This window comes from Nonomuraea fuscirosea (genome assembly GCF_035917475.1).
GTDB lineage: Bacteria > Actinomycetota > Actinomycetes > Streptosporangiales > Streptosporangiaceae > Nonomuraea > Nonomuraea fuscirosea.
This window is the reverse complement of the sequence record NZ_CP109074.1, coordinates 2,281,847-2,307,699: the sequence shown is the minus strand read 5'-3', so window position 1 is coordinate 2,307,699 and position 25,853 is coordinate 2,281,847. Positions and strand designations below refer to the sequence as shown.

General features: G+C 71.9%; 21 protein-coding genes. 16 read left to right on the top strand and 5 right to left on the bottom strand.

Annotation, left to right across the window (positions count from 1 at the left end; genetic code table 11):
* The first annotated feature begins 223 nt into the window (after positions 1-223).
* The 15 genes from OIE67_RS10310 (at position 224) to OIE67_RS10240 (ending at position 19,572) form a co-directional block, all read left to right on the top strand.
* Positions 224-1,135: a diacylglycerol/lipid kinase family protein gene (locus tag OIE67_RS10310; protein ID WP_326638936.1), complete on the top strand. Its 912-nt coding sequence runs from the start codon at positions 224-226 to the stop codon at positions 1,133-1,135.
* Positions 1,136-1,292: 157 nt separating this feature from the next.
* On the top strand, positions 1,293-2,498 hold the full coding sequence (locus OIE67_RS10305; protein ID WP_326638935.1) for an indoleamine 2,3-dioxygenase: 1,206 nt from the start codon (positions 1,293-1,295) through the stop codon (positions 2,496-2,498).
* A 123-nt stretch (positions 2,499-2,621) separates the two neighbouring features.
* Positions 2,622-3,155 (top strand): hypothetical protein, encoded by a 534-nt coding sequence (locus OIE67_RS10300; RefSeq protein ID WP_326638934.1) that lies wholly within the window; start codon positions 2,622-2,624, stop codon positions 3,153-3,155.
* Positions 3,155-4,096, top strand: a complete 942-nt coding sequence (locus tag OIE67_RS10295; RefSeq protein WP_326638933.1) for a DUF4097 family beta strand repeat-containing protein — start codon at positions 3,155-3,157, stop codon at positions 4,094-4,096. Before OIE67_RS10300 ends, OIE67_RS10295 begins: the two co-directional genes overlap by 1 nt.
* A 17-nt stretch (positions 4,097-4,113) precedes the next feature.
* Complete coding sequence (locus tag OIE67_RS10290) at positions 4,114-5,076, top strand: ATP-binding cassette domain-containing protein (protein ID WP_106249785.1); 963 nt, start codon at positions 4,114-4,116, stop codon at positions 5,074-5,076.
* Positions 5,076-5,879 (top strand): ABC transporter permease, encoded by an 804-nt coding sequence (locus OIE67_RS10285; protein ID WP_106249787.1) that lies wholly within the window; start codon positions 5,076-5,078, stop codon positions 5,877-5,879. Before OIE67_RS10290 ends, OIE67_RS10285 begins: the two co-directional genes overlap by 1 nt.
* Complete coding sequence (locus OIE67_RS10280) at positions 5,876-6,400, top strand: DUF1707 SHOCT-like domain-containing protein (RefSeq protein WP_326638930.1); 525 nt, start codon at positions 5,876-5,878, stop codon at positions 6,398-6,400. Before OIE67_RS10285 ends, OIE67_RS10280 begins: the two co-directional genes overlap by 4 nt.
* A 350-nt stretch (positions 6,401-6,750) precedes the next feature.
* Entirely contained in the window at positions 6,751-8,676 is a 1,926-nt protein-coding gene (locus tag OIE67_RS10275; protein ID WP_326638928.1) for an APC family permease, read from the top strand.
* 84 nt (positions 8,677-8,760) lie between these two features.
* Complete coding sequence (locus OIE67_RS10270; RefSeq protein WP_326638926.1) at positions 8,761-9,963, top strand: erythromycin esterase family protein; 1,203 nt, start codon at positions 8,761-8,763, stop codon at positions 9,961-9,963.
* Positions 9,964-10,051: 88 nt separating this feature from the next.
* Positions 10,052-10,558 carry a peptidase inhibitor family I36 protein gene (locus OIE67_RS10265; RefSeq protein WP_106249795.1) on the top strand — a complete coding sequence of 169 codons (507 nt, stop codon included), beginning with the start codon at positions 10,052-10,054 and terminating at the stop codon, positions 10,556-10,558.
* 99 nt (positions 10,559-10,657) lie between these two features.
* Positions 10,658-11,677 (top strand): NAD(P)/FAD-dependent oxidoreductase, encoded by a 1,020-nt coding sequence (locus OIE67_RS10260; protein ID WP_326638924.1) that lies wholly within the window; start codon positions 10,658-10,660, stop codon positions 11,675-11,677.
* A 4-nt stretch (positions 11,678-11,681) separates the two neighbouring features.
* A complete protein-coding gene (locus OIE67_RS10255) occupies positions 11,682-13,079 on the top strand; it encodes an MDR family MFS transporter (RefSeq protein ID WP_326638923.1) in 1,398 nt (465 codons plus the stop codon).
* Positions 13,080-13,170: 91 nt separating this feature from the next.
* Positions 13,171-15,369 (top strand): serine/threonine-protein kinase, encoded by a 2,199-nt coding sequence (locus tag OIE67_RS10250; protein ID WP_326638921.1) that lies wholly within the window; start codon positions 13,171-13,173, stop codon positions 15,367-15,369.
* Between the two features lie 402 nt (positions 15,370-15,771).
* Entirely contained in the window at positions 15,772-17,019 is a 1,248-nt protein-coding gene (locus OIE67_RS10245; protein WP_326638919.1) for an MFS transporter, read from the top strand.
* A 51-nt stretch (positions 17,020-17,070) separates the two neighbouring features.
* Positions 17,071-19,572 carry a beta-galactosidase gene (locus tag OIE67_RS10240; RefSeq protein ID WP_326638917.1) on the top strand — a complete coding sequence of 834 codons (2,502 nt, stop codon included), beginning with the start codon at positions 17,071-17,073 and terminating at the stop codon, positions 19,570-19,572.
* A 353-nt stretch (positions 19,573-19,925) separates the two neighbouring features.
* Here OIE67_RS10240 and OIE67_RS10235 read toward each other — a convergent pair whose 3' ends face one another.
* The 5 genes from OIE67_RS10235 to OIE67_RS10215 all read right to left on the bottom strand — a co-directional run bounded on the left by OIE67_RS10235 (position 19,926) and on the right by OIE67_RS10215 (position 24,953).
* Positions 19,926-20,189: a hypothetical protein gene (locus OIE67_RS10235; RefSeq protein WP_326638914.1), complete on the bottom strand. Its 264-nt coding sequence runs from the start codon at positions 20,187-20,189 to the stop codon at positions 19,926-19,928.
* Between the two features lie 228 nt (positions 20,190-20,417).
* The gene (locus tag OIE67_RS10230) at positions 20,418-21,323 is read right to left on the bottom strand and encodes an LLM class flavin-dependent oxidoreductase (protein ID WP_326638913.1); all 906 of its coding nucleotides are present in this window, start codon (positions 21,321-21,323) and stop codon (positions 20,418-20,420) included.
* A 96-nt stretch (positions 21,324-21,419) separates the two neighbouring features.
* The gene (locus OIE67_RS10225; RefSeq protein ID WP_326638911.1) at positions 21,420-21,884 is read right to left on the bottom strand and encodes a MarR family winged helix-turn-helix transcriptional regulator; all 465 of its coding nucleotides are present in this window, start codon (positions 21,882-21,884) and stop codon (positions 21,420-21,422) included.
* Between the two features lie 448 nt (positions 21,885-22,332).
* Positions 22,333-24,132 carry an ABC transporter ATP-binding protein gene (locus OIE67_RS10220; protein ID WP_326645298.1) on the bottom strand — a complete coding sequence of 600 codons (1,800 nt, stop codon included), beginning with the start codon at positions 24,130-24,132 and terminating at the stop codon, positions 22,333-22,335.
* Positions 24,133-24,320: 188 nt separating this feature from the next.
* Positions 24,321-24,953, bottom strand: coding sequence for an isochorismatase family cysteine hydrolase (locus OIE67_RS10215; RefSeq protein ID WP_326638908.1), 633 nt, complete (start codon positions 24,951-24,953; stop codon positions 24,321-24,323).
* Between the two features lie 215 nt (positions 24,954-25,168).
* Between OIE67_RS10215 and OIE67_RS10210 the strand changes: the two genes are divergently transcribed.
* Positions 25,169-25,783, top strand: coding sequence for a GNAT family N-acetyltransferase (locus OIE67_RS10210; RefSeq protein WP_326638906.1), 615 nt, complete (start codon positions 25,169-25,171; stop codon positions 25,781-25,783).
* Positions 25,784-25,853: the final 70 nt, after the last annotated feature.

Here is a 25,853-nt window from a genome sequence, read left to right as displayed (position 1 = left end):
CCACGCCCTCCACGCCCTCCACGTCGTCGGTACCCTCCGTACCTGCACGCCATCGGTGTCGCCGGTCCGTAGATGCCGGAGGGTCACCGTCTCCCCGGCCCGGTTTCGCGGGGCGAATCATGGGCATCGAGCGCCCAGGACTCCGGGAGGGCAAGACACCGGGAAGGCAAGGCTCCAGGAGGGCAGGACACTGACAGGGCAGGGATCGGGGAGGGCAGGCGCGATGGCTCGCAGGTTGCTGGTGATGGGCAATCCGGCCGCGGGCGGAGCCGGCGAGGAGCGGCGCAAGGCGGTGCTGGACGTCCTCGGCGGCGGGGCCGACGTCGTGGAGCGGGTGACGGAACGGCCGGAGGACATCGGCCGGGCGCTGGCCGAGCACGCCGATCGGGTGCCGGTCGTCCTCGGCGGCGACGGCAGCCTGCACACGCTCGTTGCGGAGCTGCTGGCCCGTGGCGAGCTGGCCGAGCGCCCGGTGGGGCTGATCCCGATGGGCACCGGCAACGACCTTGCGCGTTCGCTGGGCATCCCACTCGACCCACGCGAGGCCGCCGAGGTGGTGCTGCGGGGCCGGGAGCGTCCGATGGACCTGCTCGTGGCCGGCGACGGCGCGATCGTGGTGAACGCCGTGCACGTCGGCGTCGGCGCGCTGGCCGCCGAGGAGGCGACACCGCTCAAGCCGTGGCTGAGCCGGGTCGCCTACGCGGCGGGCGCGCTGCTGGCCGGCGTACGCGCGAAGGGCTGGCACCTGCGGGTGCGCGCGGACGGCAGGACCGTCGCCGACGGCCGGCGGCGGATCCTCATGGTGGGCGTCGGCAACGGCACCTCGATCGGCGGCGGCACCCCGCTCACCCCGCAGGCCCGGCCGGACGACGGCCTGGCGGACGTGGTCGTCTCCTTCGCCGTGTCGCCCCTGGCCCGGCTGACCTTCGGGCTGCTGCTGCGGCTCGGCAGACAGCGCCGGCATGACGACGTCGTGACCCTCAGAGCGCGCGCCGTCGCCATCGACGGCGAGCCGGTTCCGGCCAACGCCGACGGCGAACTCTGCCAGGCCGGCCCTTCCTACGCCTGGACAGTGCATCCCGCGGCCTGGCGCATCCTCGCCCCCGCGGACGGTTCACCGGAGCAGAACCGATGACCACGGAAACGGCCGACCCGGAGAAACCTGGGCCGGTACCGGCGACCGGCTGGAGGAGCCTGGGACGGCACAGGGGCCCAGACCGAAGGCTGAGGCAGCACCGGCGTCCGACCTGCAAGAGCCAGGAACGGCACGGACGCCCGGACCAGAAGTCGGCGTGGCACCGACGTCCGGACCAGGGGCTGGGGCGGCGCGGGTGTCCGGGCTGGAGGAGCCGATGACGCCTGGGGCGGGACGGATGGCCGATCTGAACGACTATGCCATCGACCCGGTCAGGGGATTCGTCCCCGGCGACGACCCCGTGAACGCGCTGCCGCCGTACTACCGCCCCTGGGAACGGACCGCACGCGACATATCAGCCCTGATCATGACGGGTCGCCTGCGCGACGCCATCGCGTCGCTGCCCGTGCTCACGCCCGCCAAGCTGAGCTCGCCCGGGGAGCGGGAACGGGCCATGCTGCTGCTGACCTGCCTGGCGAACGCGTACGTATGGGGATCAGAAACCCCCGCCCGCACCCTTCCCGCCCCCGTCGCCCGCCCCCTCGACGACCTGGCCCGCCAACTGGACCGGCCGCCGATCATCGCCCACGCCTCCATCGTCCTGAACAACTGGCGGCGCATCGACAGGACGGAGCCGCTGAGCACGTCCAACATCGACACCCAGGTGACGTTCGTCGGCGGCGTGGACGAGAAGTGGTTCTACCTCGCCACCCTGGGCGTCGAACTGGCCGGAGCGCCCGGGTTGCCGCTGCTCGTGCGCGCCCGCGACGCCGTGGCCGGCGACGACCCCGACCGGCTCACGGAGGCGTTGGCCGGCGTGCGGAAGGTGCTCGGCCGCACGGTGGAGGCGCTGCTCGACATCGAACGCTGGTGCGACCCGCACGTCTTCTACCACCGGATCAGACCGTTCCTCACGGGCTGGCCCGAACCCGGGCTGATCTTCGAGGGAGTGGATCGCGGACCAGTCGTGCTGGCCGGCGGCAGCGCCGCACAGAGCTCCCTGATCCAGTCGTTCGACGCCGGGCTCGGCGTCCGCCATGACGACGAGATGACCGCCGCGTTCCTCACCGGTATGCGCGCATACATGCCGACCCCGCACCGCCGCTTCCTCACCGATCTGGAGACCGGCCTCTCGGTACGCGACTACGTGTCGAACCGGCGCGCCGACCGGCCACGGCTGGCGGAGGCGTACAACGGGGCCGTGGACGTGCTGGCCCGGCTCAGGGCCCAGCACATCGGCATCACCGGCCGCTACATCCAGCGCTTCGAACGCGACGGCACCGCCAAGGGCACCGGCGGCAGCGACTACTCCGGTTTCCTCCGCCGCGCCCGCGAGGAGACCGTGGGCCACCTGCTGCCCTGAACCCGCATCACCGACAGCCCTCATGAACGGTGACGTCACTTTGCCACACATGACGCCACCATGGCACCATCAATAGGACCCACTCGACTTGCCATGACGTCATCATGATGCCATAGTGACGTCATGGACCTGGCTCCGTACGTTGACAACCTCAGGCGTGAGCTCGCCATCGCCGCCGCGGCGGGCGGCGAGGAGGCGCGGGCGCTGGCCGAGCGCCTGGCCGCGACGCTCGAGTCCGCCACCCGGCTCGCCCTGCTGGAGGCCCTGTCCGCCGCCGCGGACGAGATCACCCGCGACCTCGCCCCCGGCTCGGTCGAGGTCCGGCTGCGTGGCCGCGATCCCGGTTTCGTGGTGACGCCACCGCTGGTCCCCGCCTCGTTCGAGGAGGAGAGCGGGCGGCACGGCCCGCCCGCTCCGCCACCTCCACCGCCCCTGCCGCCGGACGCCGACGACGGCGGCACGTCCCGGATCTCGCTGCGCGTCCCCGAGCACCTCAAGCCGCGCATCGAGGAGGCCGCCGCCCGCGACGGCCTGTCCGTGAACGCCTGGCTGGTACGCGCCGTCTCCGCCGCCCTCGACCCCGGCCAGGACGCCCGGCGTTCCGGCAAGGGCGCGCCGCGGCAGTCCGGCAACCGCTACAGCGGCTGGGTGCGCTGATGACCACGTCAACCCGCGACGACTGGATCGCCATGCCGACCTTCGAGACTCCCGAGCCCGTCCTCGTCATCATCGACCTGCCGACGGCCACCTTAAGGATCAACGCGAGCGAGCGCGCCGACACCGTCGTGGAGGTGCGCCCGAGCGACGAGTTCAACGAATCCGACGTCGAGGCCGCCCGGCAGGCGCAGGTCGACCTCGCCGACGGCAGGTTGCTGCTGCGGGTGGAGGGCTCCGGGCCCGCCACGTCGCTCGGCTGGGGCCTGTCGTTCGACAAACTGGTCGAGTCGCCCACGTCCTGGGCACGCTCGCTGCTGCTCGGCCACAGCGGCTCGATCGAGGTGACGATCGACCTGCCCGCGGGCTCCCGCGTGGACGCCAAGGCGGCGACGGGCCTGCACTGCCGGGGGCCGCTCGGCGAGGTGGCGTTCACCACCTCCTACGGCGACGTCAGCGTGGAGGAGGCCGGCCGGCTGCGGCTGAAGACCACCTACGGCGACATCTCGGTCACCCGCTCGTCCGGCCACGCCGAGGTCACCACGACCCACGGCGACATCCGGATCGGCGCGATCGACGGCACGGCGGCGCTGAAGAACTCCCACGGCGACCTGCGCCTCGGCGAGATCACCGGCGAGCTGCGGCTGCAGACCTCTCATGGTGACATCACCGTCGACCGCGCCCTGTCCGGCGTCGCCATCAAGACCTCGTACGGCAGCGCGCGCATCGGCGAGGTGGTGTCCGGCTCGGTCGTCATGGAGACCACCGGCGGCGGCCTCGACCTCGGCATCCGTGAGGGCAGCGCGGCCTGGCTGGACCTCAGTTCCAAGTACGGCACCGTAGACGTCGAGCTGGAGTCCAGCGACGGCCCCGGCCACACCGACGACGTCGTCGAAGTGAGCGCGCACACCGCGCACGGCGACATCGCCATCCACCGATCCTGACGAACAAGGAGACTTCCATGCCTGACGCGATCATGGCCGAGGGGCTGGTCAAGAGATACGGCGACGTGACCGCCCTCGACGGGATGGACCTGGCCGTCCCCGAGGGCACGGTGTTCGGGCTGCTCGGCCCGAACGGCGCCGGCAAGACCACCACCGTCCGCATCCTGACGACGTTACTGCGCCCGGACGCCGGGCACGCCACGGTGGCCGGGTTCGACGTCGTCCGCGACGCACGAGCTCTGCGCGCCCACATCGGCGCCTCCGGCCAGTACGCGGCCGTGGACGACCACCTCACCGGCGCCGAGAACCTGGAGATGGTCGGCCGCCTCTACCACCTGGGCGTGCAGCGCAGCCGGCAGCGCGCCCGCGAGCTGCTGGAGCGCTTCGAGCTCACGCAGGCCGCTGACCGTCCGGTGCAGGGCTACTCGGGCGGCATGCGGCGGCGGCTCGACCTGGCCGGGGCGCTGGTCGCCAACCCGCCGGTGCTGTTCCTCGACGAGCCCACCACCGGCCTGGACCCGCGGGCCAGGGCGAGCCTGTGGGACGTCATCTCCGAGCTGGTCGCGGAGGGCACCACGGTCCTGCTCACCACTCAATACATGGAGGAGGCCGACCGGCTGGCCGACCGCATCGCGGTGGTCGACCACGGGCGCGTGATCGCGCTCGGCACCTCCGACGAGCTCAAGAGGCAGGTCGGCGGCGACCGGGTCGAGGTGTGGCTGACGAGCGCGGCGGACCTGGAGGCCGCGGAGCGGGCCCTCGCGCCGCTGGCCGTGGGAGAGCCGCAGCGTGATCCGCACATCCTGCGGGTGACGGTCCCGGTCAGCGGCGGCGTGACCGCGCTGACCGCCGCGCTCGGCCGCCTGGCCGCCGAACGGGTCACCGTACGCGACGCCGGGCTGCGCCGGCCGACCCTGGACGACGTGTTCCTCACCCTCACGGGACACGAGGCCGACGAGAAGGTCAAGGAGACCGTGTGATGAACGCCCTCAACCTGGCCGTCGCCGACGGCATGACGATCGCCAAACGCAACGCGCTGAAGATCCGCCGCGCCCCCGACCTGCTGGGCGGCGTGGTCATGCTGCCGATCGTGTTCGTGCTGCTGTTCACCTACGTCTTCGGCAGCATGATCAGCCTGCCCGGCATGTCGTACGGCGAATACCTGCTCCCCGGGATCTTCGTCCTCACCATCGTCACCAGCGCGCAGATCACCGGCTACACCCTGACGCAGGACCTGCAGCGGGGCATCTTCGACCGGTTCCGCACGCTGCCGATGTCCCCGTCGGCGGTGCTGACCGGTCAGACCATCGCCGACGTGATCATGAACCTGACCAGCATGGTCACCATGGCCGTGGTCGGCCTGCTCGTCGGATGGCGGATCAACTCCTCGCCGCCGCAGGCCGCGCTCGGCTTCCTGATGCTGCTGCTGTTCTCGTACGCCTTCTCCTGGGTGACGGCGACGGTCGCGCTGGCCCTGCGCACGCCCGAGGTGTTCAACAACGTGGCCACGATCCTGTCGTTCCCGATGGTGTTCCTGTCCAACGCCTTCGTCGACAGCGCCCGCCTGCCGGGCCCGCTCAAGCCGATCGCCGAATGGAACCCCGTCTCCACGCTCGTCCAGGCCGCACGCGAACTGTTCGGCAACACCAGCCCGGCCCTGCCCACGCCCGCCGCGTGGCCGCTCCAGCACGCGGTGCCGGTGTCGCTGGCGTGGTCGGTGGTGCTCCTGGCCGTGTTCGTGCCGCTGGCCACGCGGCTGTACAAGAGAGCCGTCAGCCGGTGAACCCCGCGACGGCACGGGTCTCCGACGGGGACCGCGACAGGGTGGTGGAGCTGGTGCAGCAGGCGTACGCCGACGGGCGGCTCGACCAGGAGGAGCTGGAGCGGCGGCTCGAACGCGCGCTCACCTCCGTCTCGCTCCAGGAGCTCGACCTCGTCACCGCCGACCTGCCACATCACGACGAGGTGGTCAAACTCCAGTCGATCGGCGGAGGCCTCAAGCGGTCGGGCGACTGGAACGTCCCCCGCCGGCTGCACATCGAGTCCGCGTACGGCAGGGTGCGGCTGGACCTGTCGCGGGCCGTCATCCGGCACACGCAGGTGGACATCGCGCTCTACCTCGCCTACGGCCACGCCACGATCATCGTGCCCGCCGGCGCGAGCGCGAACACCGACGGTGTACGGTCCGCCTGGGGCCGAGTGTCCTGCAAGGCACCCGGCCGCCGCCGCCCCGGCGAACTCCACGTCCAGGTAACCGGCGAACTCCCCTACGGCCACCTCCTCATCCGCCCCACCCGCACCTGACGGGCGCAACCCGCAAGGGCCCCGGAAACCCGCAGACCCGGAAACCCGCAGACCCGCAGACCCGCAGACCCGCAGACCCGGAGACCCGCAGACCCGGAGACCCGCAGACCCGGAGACCCGCAGACCCGGAGACCCGGAGACGAGCTTCCCTGCAGCCGACCATCTCGCGGGCACGACTCCCCACAACCGAGCCACCCACCAGCACGACCCCCACAGCCGACCCATCCGCGATCCAGGCTCAGCCACCGCCCGAATATTGACGTTTTATTGACGGCGCGATCACGCTGGCACCCCTACTTGCCTCACTAGTGTCTTCGTCCTGACGTCTCCTTGACGACGGAAGGATCCAGGTGACCGAGGTGGACCAGCGTGCGGCCGTGCCCGACACGCCGCTGCGGCGGTGGCTGCTCAAGGGCCTGCCCACCCCCGAGACCCCGGTGAACCGTCCCGCCGAGGAGCCCGCCGGGCACCGGCACCGGTGGTGGCAGGTGATGTGCCTGACCGGCGTCGACTACTTCTCCACCCTCGGCTACCAGCCGGGCATCGCCGCGCTGGCCGCCGGCGCGCTCAGCCCCGTGGCGACGCTGCTGCTGGTGGCGTTGACGCTGCTGGGCGCGCTGCCGGTCTACCGGAAGGTGGCCGCCGACAGCCCCAACGGGCTGGGCTCGCTGTCGATGCTGGAACGGCTGCTGCCCGGCTGGCGCGGCAAGCTGCTGGTGCTGTTCCTGCTCGGGTTCGTGGCGACCGCGTTCGTCATCACCATCACGCTGTCGGCGGCGGACGCGACCGCGCACATCCTGCACAATCCCTTCGTCCCGCACTCCTGGGCGGGCTGGCAGGTGCCGGTCACCCTGGCCCTGATCGCCGCGCTCGGCGGGGTGTTCCTGACCGGCTTCAGCGAGGCCATCTCCATCGCGGTCGTCCTCGTCGCCGTCTACCTGCTGCTCAACCTGGTCGTCGTGGGCACCGCCGTCCAGCGGGTGCTGACCCGGCCCGAGCAGGTGGCCGGCTGGCGGGACGTCCTCGCCTCCGACTACTCCAGCCCGATCGCGATGGTGGCCGTCGCCCTGTACGTGATGCCGAAGCTGGCCCTCGGCCTGTCCGGCTTCGAGACGGGCGTGGCCGTCATGCCCCTGGTCAAGGGCGAGCTGGCGGAACGGATCAGGGGCGCGCGCAAGTTGCTGACCACCGCCGCCGTCATCATGAGCGTCTTCCTGATCACCTCCAGCGTGGCCACCACCGTGCTCATCCCGGCGGCGGAGTTCGCGGAGGGCGGTTCGGCCAACGGCCGCGCCCTGGCCTACCTGGCCCACCTCTACCTGGGCGACTGGTTCGGCACCGCGTACGACCTGTCCACCATCGCGATCCTGTGGTTCGCGGGGGCCTCCGCCCTGGCCGGGCTGCTCAACATCGTCCCGCGTTACCTGCCGCGCTACGGCATGGCCCCCGACTGGACCCGCGCCACCCGGCCCATGGTGCTGGTCTTCACCGGCATCGCGTTCCTCATCACGCTGGTCTTCGGCGCCGAGGTGGAGGCTCAGGGCGGCGCGTACGCCACCGGGGTGCTGGCCCTGATCCTGTCGGCCGGCGTCGCCGTCACCCTGGCCGCCTGGACCGGGCGCCGGCTCAAGGCCGCCGCCTTCTTCGGGCTCATCAGCCTGATCTTCGCCTACGCCACCGTCGCCAACATCATCGAACGGCCTGACGGCCTGGTCATCGCCCTGCTGTTCGTCCTGGCGATCGTGGTCATCTCGCTCGTCTCCCGTGCCACCCGTTCCACCGAGCTGCGCGTCACCACCATCAGCCTGGACGACTGCGCCCGCCGCTTCATCAACGAGGCCGGCGAGATCTACCTGATCGCCAACGAGCCGCACACCCGCGACGCCAAGGAGTACGTGGACAAGGCCCGCGAGGCGTGGGAGCTGCACCGCCTGCGTACCAGTGAGGGCCTGCTGTTCCTGGAGGTGACCATCCCGGACGCCTCGGAGTTCGCCGGCGAGCTGCGCGTGGTCGGCGAGGAGCGGCACGGCTTCCGCGTCCTGCGCATGCAGAGCACCACCGTGGCCAACTCCATCGCCGCCCTGCTGCTGCACCTGCGCGACAGGTACGGCAAGACGCCGCACGTCTACTTCCACTGGGCCGTCGAGGGCAACCCCATCGGGGCCCTGCTGCGCTACCTGGTCTTCGGCGGCGGCGACGTGCCGCCCCTGACCCGCGAGGTGCTCCGCCAGGCCGAGCCGGACCCCGCCCGCCGCCCGCTCGTCCACGTCGGCTGACCACCTGTTTGAAGCTTTCAACGCCACGACCACGGGAGCATCGGCCAAAGTTCTCATCGAAAGTTCAACGATACCGTTGAAGGTATGGACATCGGCCTCATCGAAGAATCCGCCCATGCCGTCGAAGCCGCCACCGTCGCCAGACTCCTGCCGGTCCGGCCGCGCCTGCTCGCCCTCGGCGAACCCACCCACCGAGAGGAGCTCCTGCTCGACGTACGCAACGACCTCTTCCGGCAGCTCGTCGAGCAGGACGGCTACCGGATCATCGCCCTTGAGAGCGACTGCCTGACGGGCCTGGCCGTGGACGACTACGTCACTTCGGGCACGGGCACGCTCGACGAGGTCGTGGCGCGCGGCATCAGCCACGGATGGGGCGCGTCCCCGGGCAACCGCGAGCTCGTGCGCTGGATGCGCGCGTACAACGACGGCAGGCCCGCCTCCGAGCAGCTGCGTTTCGCCGGCTTCGACGGCCCGCTGGAGATCGAGGCCGGGGCGAGCCCCCGGCAGGTCCTCACCGCCCTGCACGGCTACCTCGCCGCCCGCGTCGAGCCGGCCCTGCTCCCCTGCGCGGCCGGCACCCTCGACCAGCTGATCGGCGCCGACGAGCGCTGGACCGACCCCGCCGCCGCCTGGGAACCGTCCCGGTCCGTAGGCCGTTCCGACGACGCCAAGCAGCTGCGGCTGCTCGCCGACGACCTGGTGGCGCTGTTCGACGCGTCCCTGCCGCACCTGATCGCGACCTCAACCCCTGAAGAGCTCGAACGGGCCCGCCTGTACGGCCGCAGCGCCACCGGCCTGCTGCGTTACCACTACGGGATGGCCGACACGTCACCGGCCCGCTGGGCCCGGCTGGCGAGCGTGCGCGACACGATGATGGCCGAGAACCTCCTCGCCCTGGCCGAACGAGGCCCGACCCTGGTCTACGCCCACAACACCCACCTCCAGCGCGACAAGGGCACGCTGACGATGAACGACCAGCCGTTCGACTGGTGGGGCGCCGGCGCGCTGGTGAGCCCCCGCCTCGGGGACGACTACGCCTTCCTGGCCACCGACGTCGGCACCATCAGCCACCACGACGTCCCCGCCCCACCTCCCGACACCTTGCAGGGCCTCCTCCACCAGCTCCCCGGCGACCGCCACCTCATCGACACCCGCCACCTCACCACCACCCTCCCCGCCACCCCGGCCCCCCGCGAATCCCCGTACTACGGCTACATCCCCCTGAACCCCACCCACCTGCCCACGTACGACGGCCTCCTCTACATCAAGGACCTGCCGGCAGCCTGAGCACGAGCAGCGGAGTCAACGGGGACTCAACGGGGGCTCAACATCGGCGTGTCTATCTTCGGGGCGACCACACGGAGAGGGAGACGAAATGAGCCAGCATCCGCTTCTCGTCAGAACGCTGAAGATCGCCGGGGTCGCCGTCGCCGCCGGGGTCGTCGCCTCCAGCGCGATTCCGGCCCAGGCTGCCGTCGGCAGTTCCGCCGCGGTCGAGGCGTACATGGCGGCCTTCCCGAACGGGACCAAGGTGAGCAACAACGAGATCTCCTATGAGAGCGGCGCGGTCAGCGTGCTGCTTTCGGCCACGGCGAAGGACTGCAAGGCCGGGTACTACTGCGTCTACACGGACTCGAACTGGCGCGGCGCGATGGCCCAGTGGAAGGCATCCGCGTCCAAGTGCAAGAAGTACGAGTTCACCAAATGGTGGCGTGACAAGATCTCCTCGTTCTGGGCTCGCGGTAAGTGTCCGTCCGACAACTACTTCCTCAAGAACAAGAAGAAGTGGCAGCCCGATCAGTTCCAGCCCTTCGAGGGGAAGAAGGCGTACGTCCGGTACAACGACGCCTACGACTACGCGGCACGCGGCTACACCAGCTGATCGCCCGTTCATAGGTCCGCGTGGTGTCGCTTGACTTCATGTTGACCTTAACTTGCAGACTTGCCTCCGTTCGGGACGTGCGAACTCATGGAGGCAACGATGTACGACGTCGTCATCGCCGGCGGAGGTCCGGCCGGTCTGGCCGCGGCGCTCATGCTGGGACGGGTGCACCGCACCGTGCTGCTGGTCGACGCCGGGGAGGGGCGCAACGCCCGGGCCGAGACCGTGCACAACTTTCTGACCAGGGATGGGATCCCGCCGGACGAGCTGCGTGCGCTCGGCCGGCGGGAGCTGGCCGGATATCCGGCAATCCGGACGCTGGCGGGGACGGTCGCCACGGCGGAGGCGGTGGGGAGGGGCTCCGGCTCGGTGGCCGTGGGGACGGTCACCGCTGACGAGGTGGAGGCCGTTCCGGCCGCCGGCGCGGTAGGCGGTGGGTTTCGGGTGGGGTTGTCCGGGGGTGGGGCGGTCGAGGGGCGGCGGGTGCTGCTGGCCACCGGGCTGGCGGACGAGCTGTCCGGGCCGCGTGGAGTGGCCGAGCTGTGGGGGCGTTCGGCCTTCCACTGCCCCTACTGCCACGGCTACGAGTGCACCGGCCTGCCGGTCGCGGTGCTCGGCGCCGGGCCCGCCCGCGTACGGCTGGCGCTGCAGCTGAGCCGGTTCGCCGCGAGCGTCGTGCTCTGCACCGGTGGCGAGCCGCTCGCCCAGGACGCGCGGGAGACCCTGAGCGCGTACGGCGTGGCGGTGCGGTGCGAACCCGTCACCCGGCTGGAGGGGGCGGACGGACGGCTGGAACGGATCGTGTTCGAGGGCGGCCCGCCGCTGGAACGGGCGGCGGTGTTCGTCGCGAACGTGCCGCGGCAACGCTCCGATCTGGCCGCCCGCCTGGGCTGCGCGGCCTTCGCCGACGGGTGCGTGGAGATCGACGAGTTCGGCCGGACGAGCGTGCCCGGCGTGTACGCGGCCGGCGACATGGCCCGGCGGCGCACCGTTCCCGTGCCGCTGGCCGCGGTGATCGCCGCAGCGGCGAGCGGCACCCTGGCCGGCGGGGCCATCGACCAGGACCTGCTCGGCGAGGACTTCGGCCTGCCCGACCCGTTCGCGCGGCGGGAGGGCTGAGACCGTGTCCTCCCGGAACGGCAACGTCCCCCTCGCCACCGCAGGGCTGCTGATCGGCATGCTGCTGTCGGTGCTCGACCAGACGGTGGTGGCCATCGCGCTGCCCGACATCGCCGCCGACCTCGGCGGTATGGACGCGATCGGCTGGGTCGTCACCTCGTACGTGCTGGCCTCGACCGCGACCGGCGCGCTCTACGGCCGGGTCAGCGACAGGTTCGGGCGGCGCACCGTGTTCATCACGGCGGTCGCCGTGTTCGCCGCGGGCTCGGCGCTGTGCGGCCTGGCGCAGTCGATGCCGCAGCTGATCGCCGCCAGGACGCTGCAGGGCGTCGGCGCCGGCGGGCTGTTCGTGCTGCCTACGATCGCGTTGTCGGAGCTGTACCCGCCACGGCTGCGCAGCCGGGTGCAGGGGTTCACCGGTGGCGTGTTCGCGCTGGCCAGCGTGGGCGGCCCGCTCGCCGGTGGCGCCATCACCGACGCCTGGGGCTGGCGCTGGATCTTCTACGTCAATCTGCCGCTCGCGGTGCTCGCCGTGGCCCTGACCGCGTACGCGCTGCGGCTGCCCACCCCCGGCGCGCACGGCCGGGCCGACCTGGCCGGGGCCGCGCTGCTCGCGGGCGCCATGGTGAGTCTCCTGCTGGTGACCGAGTGGGGCGGACGCACCTACGCCTGGACATCCGGCACGATCCTCGGGCTGGTGGGCGCGCTGGTGCTGCTGGCGGTGCTGTTCGTCCGGCGGGAGCGGCGGGCGGCCGACCCGCTGCTGCCGCTCCGGCTGTTCGCCCACCCCGCCCTGCGGGCCGCCCTGCCCGCCACCGCGCTGCTGGGCGCGCTGCTCGGCGGCTCGATCGTCTACCTGCCCACGTATCTGCAGGCCGGGTACGGCATGGGGGCGACGCAGGCGGGGCTGGCGCTGAACCCGTACGTGCTGACGTTCATGGCGGTCTCCTCCCTGGCCGGGGCCCGCATCGGCGCGAGCGGGCGGTTCCGGCCCTACCTGATGGCCGGTGCGGCCATCGCGGCGCTGGGCTTCGCGGTGCTGGGCCGGCTCACTCCCGGCGCCCCTTACCCGCTGTTCGCGGCGGGGATCGCGGTGCTGGGCGTCGGGTTCGGGCTGCTCATGCAGAACCTGGTCGTCGTCGCGCAGAACGCGGCCCCTCCCGCCGACCTGGCCGCCACCACCTCGGCCGTGGTGTCCGTACGCGGGCTCGGGCTGTCGCTCGGCGTGGCGGTCTTCGGCAGTCTGCTCACCCGCGAACTCCAGGGGCGCGCGCCCGGCCCGGCGGCGACCGCGGCGGCCATCCCCGACGTGCTGGCCTGGGGCGTTCCGGCCGCCGCCGTGCTGCTCGGGCTGGTCGCCCTGCTGCCGCGGACCGTCCGCGCCGCGAGCGCTCCGTCGTAGAAATCGACCGATCTTCGAACCGTTGACCCGCATGAGCCGTCTTCTATGAACGGGCACTTTGTGTCGGAGCGAAGGGCGGGGGCTCAGCAACATGATCAGTCCGGATACCGTGCTGGCGAATCGCTACCGCCTCGTGTCACGGCTCGGCGGCGGCGGTCACGGCGAGGTGTGGCGGGCGCACGACCTCCTGCTCGACCGGGTCGTCGCGGTGAAGACCATCCGCGCGGGGCTGGCCGACGACCCCGAGTTCGCGGCCCGGTTCCATGCCGAGGCGCGGTCCATGGCCACGATCGACCATCCCGGCGTGGTGGCCGTGTTCGACTTCGGCATCGCCGAGTTGTCCGGCCGGCGCACCCCGTACCTGGTCATGCAGTATCTGGACGGGGAGCCGCTGCACCTGCTGCTGTCCCGCGGCGGGCGGATCCCGGCCGGCGCGGCGATGGACCTGGTCGCGCAGACCGCCGGGGCGTTGCAGGCCGCGCACGACGCCGGCGTGGTGCACCGGGACGTCAAACCGGGCAACCTCGTGATCCGGCCGGACGGCAGCGTCGTGCTGACCGACTTCGGCATCGCCCGCTCGGCGGGCGACGGCAAGCTGACCGCCACCGGCATCGTGCTCGGCACCGTCGTCTACTGCGCTCCCGAACAGGCCGAGGGCGCCGCGCCCAGCACGGCGATGGACGTGTACGCGCTGGGCGTGGTCGCCTACGAGTGCCTGACGGGGCAGGTGCCGTTCCAGGGCGAGAACGCGGTCGCGATCGCGCTCAAGCACGTGAACGAGGCGCCGGCGCCGCTGCCCGCGCACGTGCCGGCGGCGGTGGGCGAGGTGGTCATGCGGGCTCTGGCCAAGGATCCGGCGGATCGCTGGCCCAGCGCCGGAGCCCTGGCCGCGGCGGCCCGCGCGCGCACGGATCGCGCGGCCCCAGGTACGTCGCTCGCAGATCGCGCGGCCCCAGGTACGTCGCTCGCGGACCGCGCGGCCCCCGGCCCGTGGCTCGCGGACCGATCGGCCTCAGGTCGGTCACTCGCGGACCGATCGGCCTCGGGTCCGTCATTCGACGGCGTGCCCGATTCGTCGGACCGTTCGGCCGTCGGGGATCACCAGGACCTTACGCACCTTTCCGACCGGCGGGACCGCTCGGCGACCGGCTCTTCGCCGATGGCGGGGCGGTCCGGCTCGGGTGGGCGGGCGCCGGTCGGCGGGCGTGCCACGGCTGGTGGTGCGGCGGTCTCTGGGACGGGTACGGACCGCGCCACCCTCCCCGCGCCGGCCGGTGGGCGGCGGGTACGGCGGTGGACGCTGAGCGTGGGAGCCGGGTTCGTCGCCACGGCCATCGCGGCCGCGGCGGCCTGGAACCTGCTGGGCACCGACCACCCGGAGTCGCCGGCGTCCCAGGCGCAGGCAGGACCGACCCCGCCGATCGCCACCGACCCGTCGCCCGACCTCCTCACCCACACGCGGGACGACGACGACAAGCCCCGCGAGCGGCCGACGACCCCCGCTCCCGTCGAGACCACCCCGGAGACCGGCCCCTCCAAGGACCCCTCTCCCCCGGCCCCGGCCGAGGGGATGCTGGTCGGCGGCATCGTGCACAGCGGCGGGCCGTCCTCCGGCGACCCGGAGCAGGACGGATACCAGCCCGGACAGGTCGACGTCTTCACCGGCAAGGGCAAGCGGGTGGCGAGCCGGCGCGCGGACCGCCGCGGGTTCCGCTTCTCGCTGCCCCGGGGCGGTTACCGGCTCCAGACGGCTGTGGCCGGCAAGACATGTTCGACGACGGCCCGGGTCACGCCGGACCGGACCACGCGGGCCGACCTCACGTGCTCGATCCCCGAGCCGGGCTTCCGCAGCGCGGCGGTGAAGGACGTACCCGGGGACGTGAAGGGCGGGCCGGATTCGGGTGAGACGCCCCCGTACGCGGACCTGCTGGTGGCGGCGGCGAACGGCGGCCAGGACGGCGTCACGCTGGCGTTCGTCACCGGCGGTCCCATCCCGGGGAAGGCTCCGTCCGGGAAGAGCCAGAGCCGGTGGGCGGTCTCCATCGAGCAGGACGGCAAGACCTTCGTGCTGTCGTTCACCGGCCGCGACGGCGCGTGGAGCGCCGCATGGACGCCGGCGACCGGCCCGGTCGCGGCCAAGCCGGTGATCTCGGGGACGAGCATCTCCGTCGCCTTCGACCGCGCCCAGCTGAAGACGGCCCCGGTCGACTTCACCCAGCCGTACCGGATCAGCCATGCGGACGCGAACGTGACCATCGACACGCACACCTGGACCGACTCCACGCCCTGACCGGCTGCGCCGGCAGGCACGCTCCCGCCATCGGGACGAAACGACACCAACCAGGCGACACGGTTTCCCGGCGCACGACATCCGCGCCCGGCGCACGCATTCGGCGTCCGGCGCACACCGCACGGTGCACGGCGTCTGGCGCACGGCATCCGGCCCGCAGCGCCCGGTGCCCGGCGCACGGCCCACAGCGCACGGCCCACAGCGCACGGCCCACGGCATCCGGCGCATGGCGTCTGGCGCATGGCGTCTGAGGCTTAGCGTCCGGGGCTGCGGTGGGGATCGGGTGGTGCTGTCGGAGGGGCGGCGGCCTGCGGGGATGGGCGGTCTATACGGTTTCGGGTATCGGTCGTGGCGCGTACCGATATTGGACCGGCCGGATCCGTCTCTGGTGTGCTCACTCCCGTGACCGTCACCGCTCCCGCCTCTCCCCCGCCCGTCCAGGACGTCTCCGGCCGCCGGGTGGTCGTCACGGTGGTGGTGATCCAGCTCTCCTCCTGCCTGGGCTTCTTCTCGGTGATGGCGCACCTGGTCGCGCACCTCCGGCACGATCTCGGCCTGCTGGCCGGCACGGTGGGGCTGGTGCTCGGGGTGCGTACCGGCCTGCAGTTCGCGCTCCTGCTGCCGATCGGGGTGCTCACCGACCGGCTGGGAGCGCGCCGTACCGGGGTGATCGCGTGCCTGCTGCGCGCGCTGGGCTTCGCGCTGCTCGGTACGGCGGGCGAGGTGAGCACGTTGCTGTGCGCGGCCGTCGTGATCGCGGTGGGCGGCGCGCTCTACAACCCGGCGGCCCAGACGCTGCTGGCCGGCGCCGGGCCGGCGCACCGGGCCGGGGGCTTCGCCGCGTACGTGACCGCGCAGCACGTCGCGACGGTCGCGGGCCCGCCCGTGGGGCTGCTGCTGCTCGCCGCGGGGCCCGGGTTCGCGCTGCTGGCCGGGGCCGCCGCCGCCATGTGGACGATCTCCTGCGGGCTGTTCCTGCTGCTGCCCAAGGGCCGGCGCGAACCCGCACCGGCGCCGTTCAGCGGGGTGGCCGCCGGGGTGCGGGCGGTGCTCGGCGACCGCTCGTTCCTGCTCTTCGCGCTACTGACCGCGCCCACGACGCTGCTGGCCAACCACATCATGACCGCCGTGCCGCTGCTCGGCTTCGCGCCCGGCGCGGCGACGCTCTGCTTCTGCGTCCTGGCCGCCGTCGCCGCCGCGGCGCAGCCGTTCGTGGCGGCGGGCCGACGGGGCGAACGTCCGTGGGTGCTGCGCGCCGGTCTGTGCTGCGCGGCGGCGGCGTTCTTCGTGCTGGCCACGCTGGACGGTACGCAGCCGGGGCCGCTCATGATCGCCGCAGTGCTGAACGGCGTGGCGAACGGGCTCATCCAGCCGTCGATCTTCCAGCGCGTCACCCGGCACGCCCCGGCCGAGCGGTTCGGCTCGTACTACGGGGTGCTGGCGTTCTGCGCCGGCATGTTCTCCTTCGCCGGCGAACTGGTGATCGGCCAGCTCTTCGACCTGGGCCCGGCGGGCGCGACCGCCGCACTGACCGGCGTCGGCGCGTCCGCCCTGGTGGCGGCGATCGCCCTGCGCGACCGGCGACACGGCTCGGACCTCGACGGCGACCAGGGAGGGCGTGAGCAGCTCGGTCGCCAGGCTGCGCTGTGAGCTTCAGTAGTATTTCCGCCTGTTCGCTGCCGAATGAGGAGAGGTGCGCCCGTGCGGCGTCTGAGTGTGCCGGGGCACGTACCTCCGCCGCTGGAAGGGCGGCTGCGGCTCGGCGATCCGCCCGATCGGCCTGACGCGATCACGGTGAACTCGCGCCATCTGAGCCGGGCGGGCCGGCCGTGGTTCCCCGTGATGGGTGAGTTCCACTACGGCCGCTACCCCGCCGCCGAGTGGCGCGAGGAGCTGCTGAAGGTACGGGCCGGCGGCGTGAACGTGGTCGCCGCGTACGTCTTCTGGAACCTGCACGAGGAGCGCCGCGGCGTCTTCGACTGGAGCGGCGACCGCGACCTGCGGCGCTTCGTCACCACCTGCGCCGAGCTGGGCCTCGACGTGGTGGTGCGGATCGGGCCGTGGGGGCACGGGGAGTCGCGCAACGGCGGTTTCCCCGACTGGGTGCTCGCGGCGGACTGCGTGCCACGTACCGACGATCCTCGCTACCTCGCGCTGGTGCGGCCGCTGTTCGAGCAGATCGGCGCGCAGCTCTCCGGGCTGACCCGGGCGGACGGGGGCCCGGTGGTGGCGGTGCAGGTCGAGAACGAGCTGCACGACCAGCCCGGGCACCTTCTCACGCTCAAACGCCTGGCCAGGGCGGCGGGCATCGACGCGCCGCTGTGGACGGCCACCGGCTGGGGGCACGCGCGGCTTCCCGCGGACGAGCTGATCCCGCTGTTCGGCGGCTATCCCGAGGCCGCCTGGGACACCGCCCACGACGGCTGGCCGCGCCAGAGCCGGGCCCACTACTTCTTCGGCCCCGGCCGCGACGACGACTCCATCGGCGCGGACCTGCGCACCACCGAGGCGGCCGGCTCGGACGAGAGCCACCTGGCGCGCTACCCGTTCGCCACCTGCGAGCTGGGCGGCGGCATGTACACCTCCTACCACCGCCGTCCCATCGTGACGGCGGCCGACATCGCCGCGCTCGCGCTGGTCAAGCTGGGCAGCGGGTCGGTGTGGCAGGGCTACTACATGTACCACGGCGCCTCGCAGCAGATCGGCGAGCTGTCCACCCTCCAGGAGTCGCACGCCACCGGCTACCCCAACGACTGCCCAGTGATCAACTACGACTTCCAGGCGCCGCTCGGCGAATACGGCCAGTTCCGCGAGTCCTACCGCCACCTGCGGCTGCAGCACCTGTGGCTGGCCACGGACGGGCCCGACCTGGCGACGATGACGCTCACCATGCCGCCCGGCGCGCCGGCCGACACCGCCGACCGGGAGACGCTGCGCTGGTGCGTGCGCTCCGACGGTCGTTCCGGCTTCCTGTTCGTCAACAACCATCAGCCCGTCGAGACGCTGCCCGCTCATGACGGCGTCCGGTTCGCCGTCGAGCTGGACGGCCGCGAGCTCGTCGTCCCGAGCGAGCCCGTGACGGTTCCGTCAGGTGCGTATTTCGCCTGGCCGCTCGCCCGCCCCGTGGGACGGAGCCTGCTGCTGACGGCCAGCGCGCAGCCCATGTGCGTGATCGACGCCGAGGACCCGGTGCACGTGTTCACGCAGACGGCCGGGATCCCGGTCGAGCTGGTCTTCGACGCCACGACGGTGACCGCGATCGAGGGTCCCGCGGCAATGACCGGGGACGAGAATCCCGCGACCGCGACCGCGACCGGGACCGGGACCAGGACCAGGACCGGGTCCGGGACCGGGACCGGTGACGAGGGCTCTGTGACCGTGCGCCGGGAAGGTGACCGGCTCTTGGTCACGGGGCTGCGGCCGGGGCCCGGGTGCCTGGTTCGGGTGAGCGACGCCTCTGGGGGCCGGGCGGCCGTTCTCGTGCTGGACGCCGCGAGCGCCCTGACCGCGACCCGTGGCCGCCTCTGGGACGCCGATCGGCTCGTGCTGAGCGACGGACCGGCCGTCATCGACGACGGACGCCTGACCTGCTACGGCCGGACCGACCTGATCAGGATCTTCCCCGCGCCCGAGTTCGCCACCAGCACCGACGGCGTGTTCGGGCTCCTGCCGCTGCCCGCTCCCCCGCCCGGCCCGCCGCCGCAGGCGGGGGTGGAGCTGGTCGCACCGCCCGGCCCGGCCCGGCGGCCGGTCGTCGACGCCACCTCCGGGCGGGCCTCCGCGCCCACCGACGCCGACTTCGACCAGGCCGCCGTCTACCGGATCACCATCCCCGAGGAGTTGTTCGCGCGGAACGTCCCAGCGGACTCCGGCGAAGCGGACGAGGTGCTGCTGCGGCTGGACTGGGTCGGCGACGTCGGCCGGGCCTACATCGGCGGCCGTCTCGTGGCCGACCAGTTCTGGTACGGCCCCGTCTGGGAGATCGGCCTGCGCAGGTTCCGCGACCTGCTCAGGAAGCACGGCGGCCTGGAGCTGCGGCTGCTGCCGCTGCGCGCGGACGCCCCCGTGTACGTCTCGCCCCAGGCACGCCCCACGTCCTACCCGGGCGGCAGTGTGCTGGACCTGCGCTCCGTCACCCTTGTTCGCCTGTCGCGAGCCCTGCTCCCGCCCATGTCGCCCCCCGGGCAGGTACGCGGCTGGTAAAAGGCTGGGCGAGAATTCGCCTGGAGGGGGCTGCGGGGGGAAGCATCGTTATAGGGGGCTGGTTGGCACAGGTGTCGACAACGAAGCAGTACCGGTTCGTAAGAGGGATCGGCACATGATCCATTCGGGGGAATGTCATGTCGTTGCTACATTATCTGGGATTGACAAGCGTGCAGCAGTCACGCAAGCCCTACCCGATTCCGGGTGGCGGCAGCGGAGAATCCGACACCAGCAGGAGTGCGCGTCGCAGGCGCCGCCGCCGCTGAGCGGGGATTATCGGACCACATGCGAGACGCTGAGTCAGCGAAAAGGGCCCACCGGCAGACGCCGGTGGGCCCTTTGATGCGCGGTTTTCAGCCCTTCTTGTGGCAGTGCCACTTGTAGTACGTGTGGTAGTGGCCCTTCTTGTGGTAGTGGCCCTTCCACCAGTGGCCCTTCTTGTACCACTTCTTGTAGTAGTGCTTGTGCCAGTAGTAGCCGTGCTGGCAGCCGGCGCTGTCACTGGCCGTGGTGACCCCGGCCGTGGTGGTGGTGCTCGCCTGGGCGGGGGCCGCGGTGGCAAGACCGGAGAGTGCCAAAGAAGCGGCGAGGACGCCGCCCGCGAGGATCTTTCGCATGACCTCTTCCTTTCGTGGATTGATGCTCACGATAGGAAGCCGGTTAATTCCGCTCTATGTACTTGTACGCGCTCGGCGCATCGATTTCCGGCTGAATATCATCGATCTACAAATCGAGCCGGCAAATGAGGACACCTCACATTTCCCGGGGAAGACGCCCCAGAGAACAAGAATGTCTCTTCACGACGTCGATCGTTTCGGCTCCTTGACGTACGATCCCCCGGCGTCCTATTTCGTGACCGCCTCGCGTACGGCTGGGGCGATCTCCTGGGCCCAGCGGGCCAGCACGGTGTCGTCGGCGGCGCCGTGGTCGGTGGAGAAGAGCGTGAAGCCCGACGCGCCGTGCTCCAGCACCGCTCCGGTCAATTCCTCGATCCACTGGGCGGCCGAGCCGCCGAGCCAGCGGCCGTCGCCGTCGCGGGTGGCGGGCAGCGGCCGGTCGGTGATGCGGCCGGGAAGGTTGTAGATCGTACGGATCTCGCCCGGATCGCGGCCGGCCGACGCCGCGGCCTCGTCGATGATCGGCCGGGAGGTGCGGTAACGCTCGCTGAGCCAGTCGGCGGCATGACCGGGAATCCAGCCGTCGGCCACCCGGCCGGTGGCGGCCAGCGACTTGGGGCCGACGGACCCGGTCCACACGGGCGGCGCGGCGACGGGGGCGGGCTCGATCTGGCGCACCTGGTAGTGGGCGCCTTCGAAGGTGACCGGCGGGCCGCCGCCCGACAGCAGTTTGACCAGGGTGATCGCCTCCTCGAACGCGTCCACGGCGGCACCGGGCGAGAGCCGGGGCACGCCCATGTCGGCGATGCGGTCCCACAGCCCGCCCGCACCCACGCCCAGCACGACGCGGCCGCCCGACAGCGCCGACAGCGACGTCACCGTCCTGGCCAGCATGGCCGGCGGCCGGGTCGGCACGTTGGTGACGTTGACAAGGCCGGCGATGTGCCGCGTGCTCCCGAGGACGAAGCCGAGCGTGGCGTAGGCGTCGAGGCGCCCGCCGAGGTAGGGGTGGTCGGACAGGCTGAAGTGGTCGAGCCCGTCCCGGTCGCCCTGCTGGACTGTGCGCAGCAGCCCGGGTATGTCGTCGATGCCGGGATGCGTGCCGAAACCGAAGACGACGTCATGTGCGGACAATGTTCTCTCCCCCGTGCGCGACCGTAGGCCGACAATCGCTGGTGACACTTTGAGTTCGTATCACGAACCATATTGATTCGTGATACGAACTGCAAGTCAGCCGGCCCGGTCCGGCTCCAGGAAGACCGTGGGCACCTTGTTCTCCGCCACGACCCGGCCGAGCAGGGCGGCGAGCGTGTCGTGCTCCGCCGGTCCGAACTCCGAGATCAGCTCCTCGACCCGGCGGCAGGTCTCGGCGTGGAAGCCGTCGGCCACCTTGGCGCCCCGCCGGGTGAGCGCCACCCGCACCGCGCGGGAGTCCTGCGGGTCCGGTCTGCGCTGGACCAGGCCGTTGCGTTCGCTGCGGTCGACCAGTCCGGTCAGGCTCGACTTCGCCAGGCCGAGCACCGCGCCGAGCTCGCTCATCCCGTACGGCTGCGCCATCAGGACGCACAGCAGCTGCCCCTGCTGGGAAGTGAGGCCGTATTCACGGGCGGAGGCCGCGTACACGGCGTTCACCAGGAACGTGGCCCGCACCAGCGCGCTCACCGGCCCGATCGGGCCACCCTCGTTCTCGTCCACCGGCCCAGAATAGCGAATTCGCGGCACGAACTATCATCACCGCAGAATGCGGATCGGCCGATGCCGCGATGTCAGCGCTCCGCCGTACCGCGGCGGGAGGCTCCAGGAGCGCTCGGAAAGGCGGCGCGCACTCCGCCCCACGGACGACGAGGGCGAGCAGGATGACCGCCCGCACCCACATGAACGCGCTTACCTCCGCCCCGCCGGCCGGCAGCGCGGCGACCGTCGCGAGGGTGACGGCGCTCATCACCCCGTAGATCACGACACACTTGCGGGCCGGCTCGAACGCCTCCCGGTGCGGGAATCGTCCAGGCCGGGCGCGGTGACCTCACCGATGTTCGTCATGTCCTTCTCCTCCGTCTCGTCGGTGCTGCCGACGCTACGGAGGAGAAGGACGGCCCGGTATGGGCCTGTACGTACGGGCGGGTGGGGCTGGATCCACTCCCGCTCAGCCGCGCACGGCGTCGGCGGTGTCGGCCGCATCCGTGATGGCGGGGTCGTCGAGCTCGTCGTCGATCAGGAAGCCGCCCGACTGGTGCCGCCAGAGCCGGGCGTAGGGGCCGTCGGCCTCCAGCAGCTCACTGTGCGTGCCCTGCTCCACGACCCGCCCCCGGTTGAGCACGATCAGCCGGTCCATCCGGACGACGGTGCTCAGCCGGTGGGCGACGACGAGCGCGGTCCGGTCGCGCATGAGGTGCCACAGCGCCTCCTGGACCAGAACCTCGCTCTCGGAGTCGAGCGCGCTGGTCGCCTCGTCCAGCAGCAGGACCGGCGCCTCGCGCAGGATGGCCCGGGCGAGGGCGAGCCGTTGCCGCTGGCCGCCGGAGAGCTTCACGCCGCGCTCGCCGACCAGGGTGTCGAAGCCGTCGGGCAGGGACTCGGCGAACTCGGTGACGTGCGCCGCCCGCGCCGCCCGCAGGATCTCGGCCTCGGTGGCCTCCGGCCGGGCGAAGCCGATGTTGTCGCGGATCGACCGGTGAAACATGGCCGGCTCCTGCGGCACGTACGCGATCAGGCTGCGCAGGTCGGCCTGACGCAGGCGGGCGATGTCCTGGCCGCCGATCAGGATCCGGCCCCCGTCGATGTCCATCAGGCGCAGCAGCAGCCGGGTCAGGGTGCTCTTGCCGCCGCCCGACTGGCCGACCAGCCCGATCTTGGTGCCGCTGGGGATGTCGAGGTCGAGGCCGTCGAAGAGCGGCGGGCCGTCGCCGTAGCCGAATCGCACCCGCTCGAAGCGGATGGCCGCGTCGGCCGGGCGCAGCGGCTGCGGGTCGGCGGGGTCGACCACGGTCGGCGGCTCCAGCAGCAACTCGGTGAACTGGGCCGCCTCGGTGAGCGTGCTCTCCAGCCGCCGGTAGATCTGGTTGAACTCGAACATGATGTTGATCGTGTTCGTGTAGTACGTGAACGTCACCACGATGGCCTCCACGCCCAGGCCACCCCGGAGCGCCACGGCAAGCAGCAGGCCGACGGCGCTGGTGAGGACCGCCAGCGGGGCCACGACGGTGTCGACCCGCAGGTTGCCGTAGTCCCATGAGCGCAGCGACAGCCGGCGCTGCTCGGCGATCCGCTCCCGGTGCTCGCGCGCCTCGCGGCCCTCGGCGGCGAACGCGCGCACGGTGTCCATGTTGGACAGCACGTCGGCGACGTGACCCGACACGCGGACCTTGGCGGCCTCGCGCTGATCCACCAGCGCCTGGCGGCGGCGGATGAGCGGGGCGACGAGGAAGGCGGTGAGCAGGATGAGGCCGAGGAGCACGACGACCAGCAGCGGGTGGTAACGCCACAGCACCACCGAGGCGAAGATCAGCGGCACCAGCTTGGCCATGATCGAGAACGTGAGCGTGTCGACGAAGTCCTCGAACCTGCTGGAGTAGCCGAGCACCCGTTTCGTCAGCGAGCCGGCGAAGTTGTCGTGGAAGAACGCGGTGTCCTTGACCAGCAGCTCGTCCATGCCGATCACGCCGAGCCGCTCGATGCCGCGGGCGTCGGTGCGGTTGAGGAAGTGCAGACCCACCCGCCACAGCACCTCGCCGGCCAGCAGCAGGCCGCCGAAGCCGAGCACGTACGGCAGCAGCGCCCCGATCGAGCCGTCGCCGCCGGCGGCCAGATGCCCGATGAGCCCGGCCACCGCGAGCGGCGCCAGATAGGCGAGGCAGACGTTGCCCAGCGCCGGCAGCGCCAGCGCGGGCACCGAGACGCGCCACTGACGCCGGAGCTCTCCGCCGTAGTGGCGCAGGACCAGCATCACCGCTGATTTCCTTACGGACGGGCCGTCTTTCGCGCCCTCCCCTGATTCGAGCTGAGACATCGGCCCTCCCGAACGCCGCGACCCACCGTGGCCATGCTGCCGCAGCGAGTGCCCGGACAGCCAATGATTTTCCGCCGCGCGCACACGCGGGCGGCAGGCCCCGAGCGGCCGGGCGGCGGGCGGGCTCAGCCGGCGGTGTCGCCCGCGAACGCGGTGACGAGCTCCCCGGTGGTGAGGATGGCGTGCGCGAAGGTGGGGCCGTTCAGGTGGTGCGCGGCGTGCATCATCTCGGGCTGGAACGCGGCGGTGGCGTCGCGGACCAGCGTCACGTGGTAGCCGAGCTCCATGGCGAAGCGGCCGGTGGACTCCAGGCAGGTGTTGGCCAGCACGCCGATGAGCACCACGTGCGTGACGTGGTGCTGCTTGAGCTGGAAGTCCAGGTCGGTGTTGGCGAAGCCGCTCTGCGCCCAGTGCTCGTGGATGACGATGTCCTCCGGGTGCGGCTGGAGGTCCTGGTGGAACTCCCCGCCCCAGGTGCCGTACTCGAAGGAGTGCCGTTCCTGGATGCCGCGCTGGGTCGGGTTCGGATGGTCCCAGGTGTCGTAGTCGCCCGGCCGCCAGCGGCGGTGCGGGACGTACAGCACCCGCATGCCGGCGCCGCGCGCGGTGGCGACCACGGCGCGGAGGTGGTCCACCAGCCCGACCGCCTCCGCCACGGGCCGCAGCCGGGGCCAGAGCTTGCCGCCCTCGGAGATGAAGTCGTTGTAGGGGTCGACCAGCAGCACCGCCGTGCTGCCTGGGCCGTAGGCGCGGGTCATGACGTTCTCCCTCAGGTCCGGGTGACGAAGCGGAAGATCCGCCCGTACGGGATCCGCTCCTGCCGATATACCCACCTTCACCCCTCGTGACCTGGCGAAACGGGCGATCAGGAGAGGCGAGGCCGGACGCGGCGGCGCGCCCTTTCTGTGAGTTATGGGATAATTACTCCAGATGCGGCACGCGCACCATCCGGCGCTGACGATCCCGTCCCCGCATGACGAAAGCCAGGTCTGTGACCACTCCGCACGCCGACCGTCCCGATCTTCCCGACGCCGACCGTCCTGACATGCCCGTTCCCGGCCGTCTCGCCCTTCCCGCCGCCGTCCAGCTGACCGACCTCGGACTCGTCCTGCGTGAATGGGACGACGACGACGTGCCCGTGATGGCCGAGCTGTTCGACGAGCCGGACGTCGCCCGCTGGACGCCGCTCAGCGCGCCCTTCGACCAGGCGGCCGCCCGGACGTACCTCGACCAGGCCCGCCGCCGTCGCGCCGCCGGGACGTCGCTCCAGCTCGCCGTCACCGTCGACGGCCTGCGGCCGCTCGGCGAGATCCTGCTGTTCGCCACCGGCAGCGCAGGCGAGGTGGAGCTGGCCTACGCCATCGGCGCCGCGCACCGCAGGCAGGGGCTGGCCCGCCGGTCCGTCCAGCTGATCACCGGATACGCCTACGACCCGCTGGCCGCCACCCGCGTGCTCCTGCGCATCGCCGAGGACAACACCGCCAGCGCGGCGGCGGCCCGCTCCGCCGGCTTCGTGCTCACCCAGGAACCGCCCATCAGCCGGGCGGGCGCGCGCGACCCGCTGCGCACCTGGCTCCACCAGGGCTGAACTGGCGGGATGACGCGCATCCCCGCCACACGCGCCCGATCGGCGATCGCACGCATAGCGGACGAAGTCC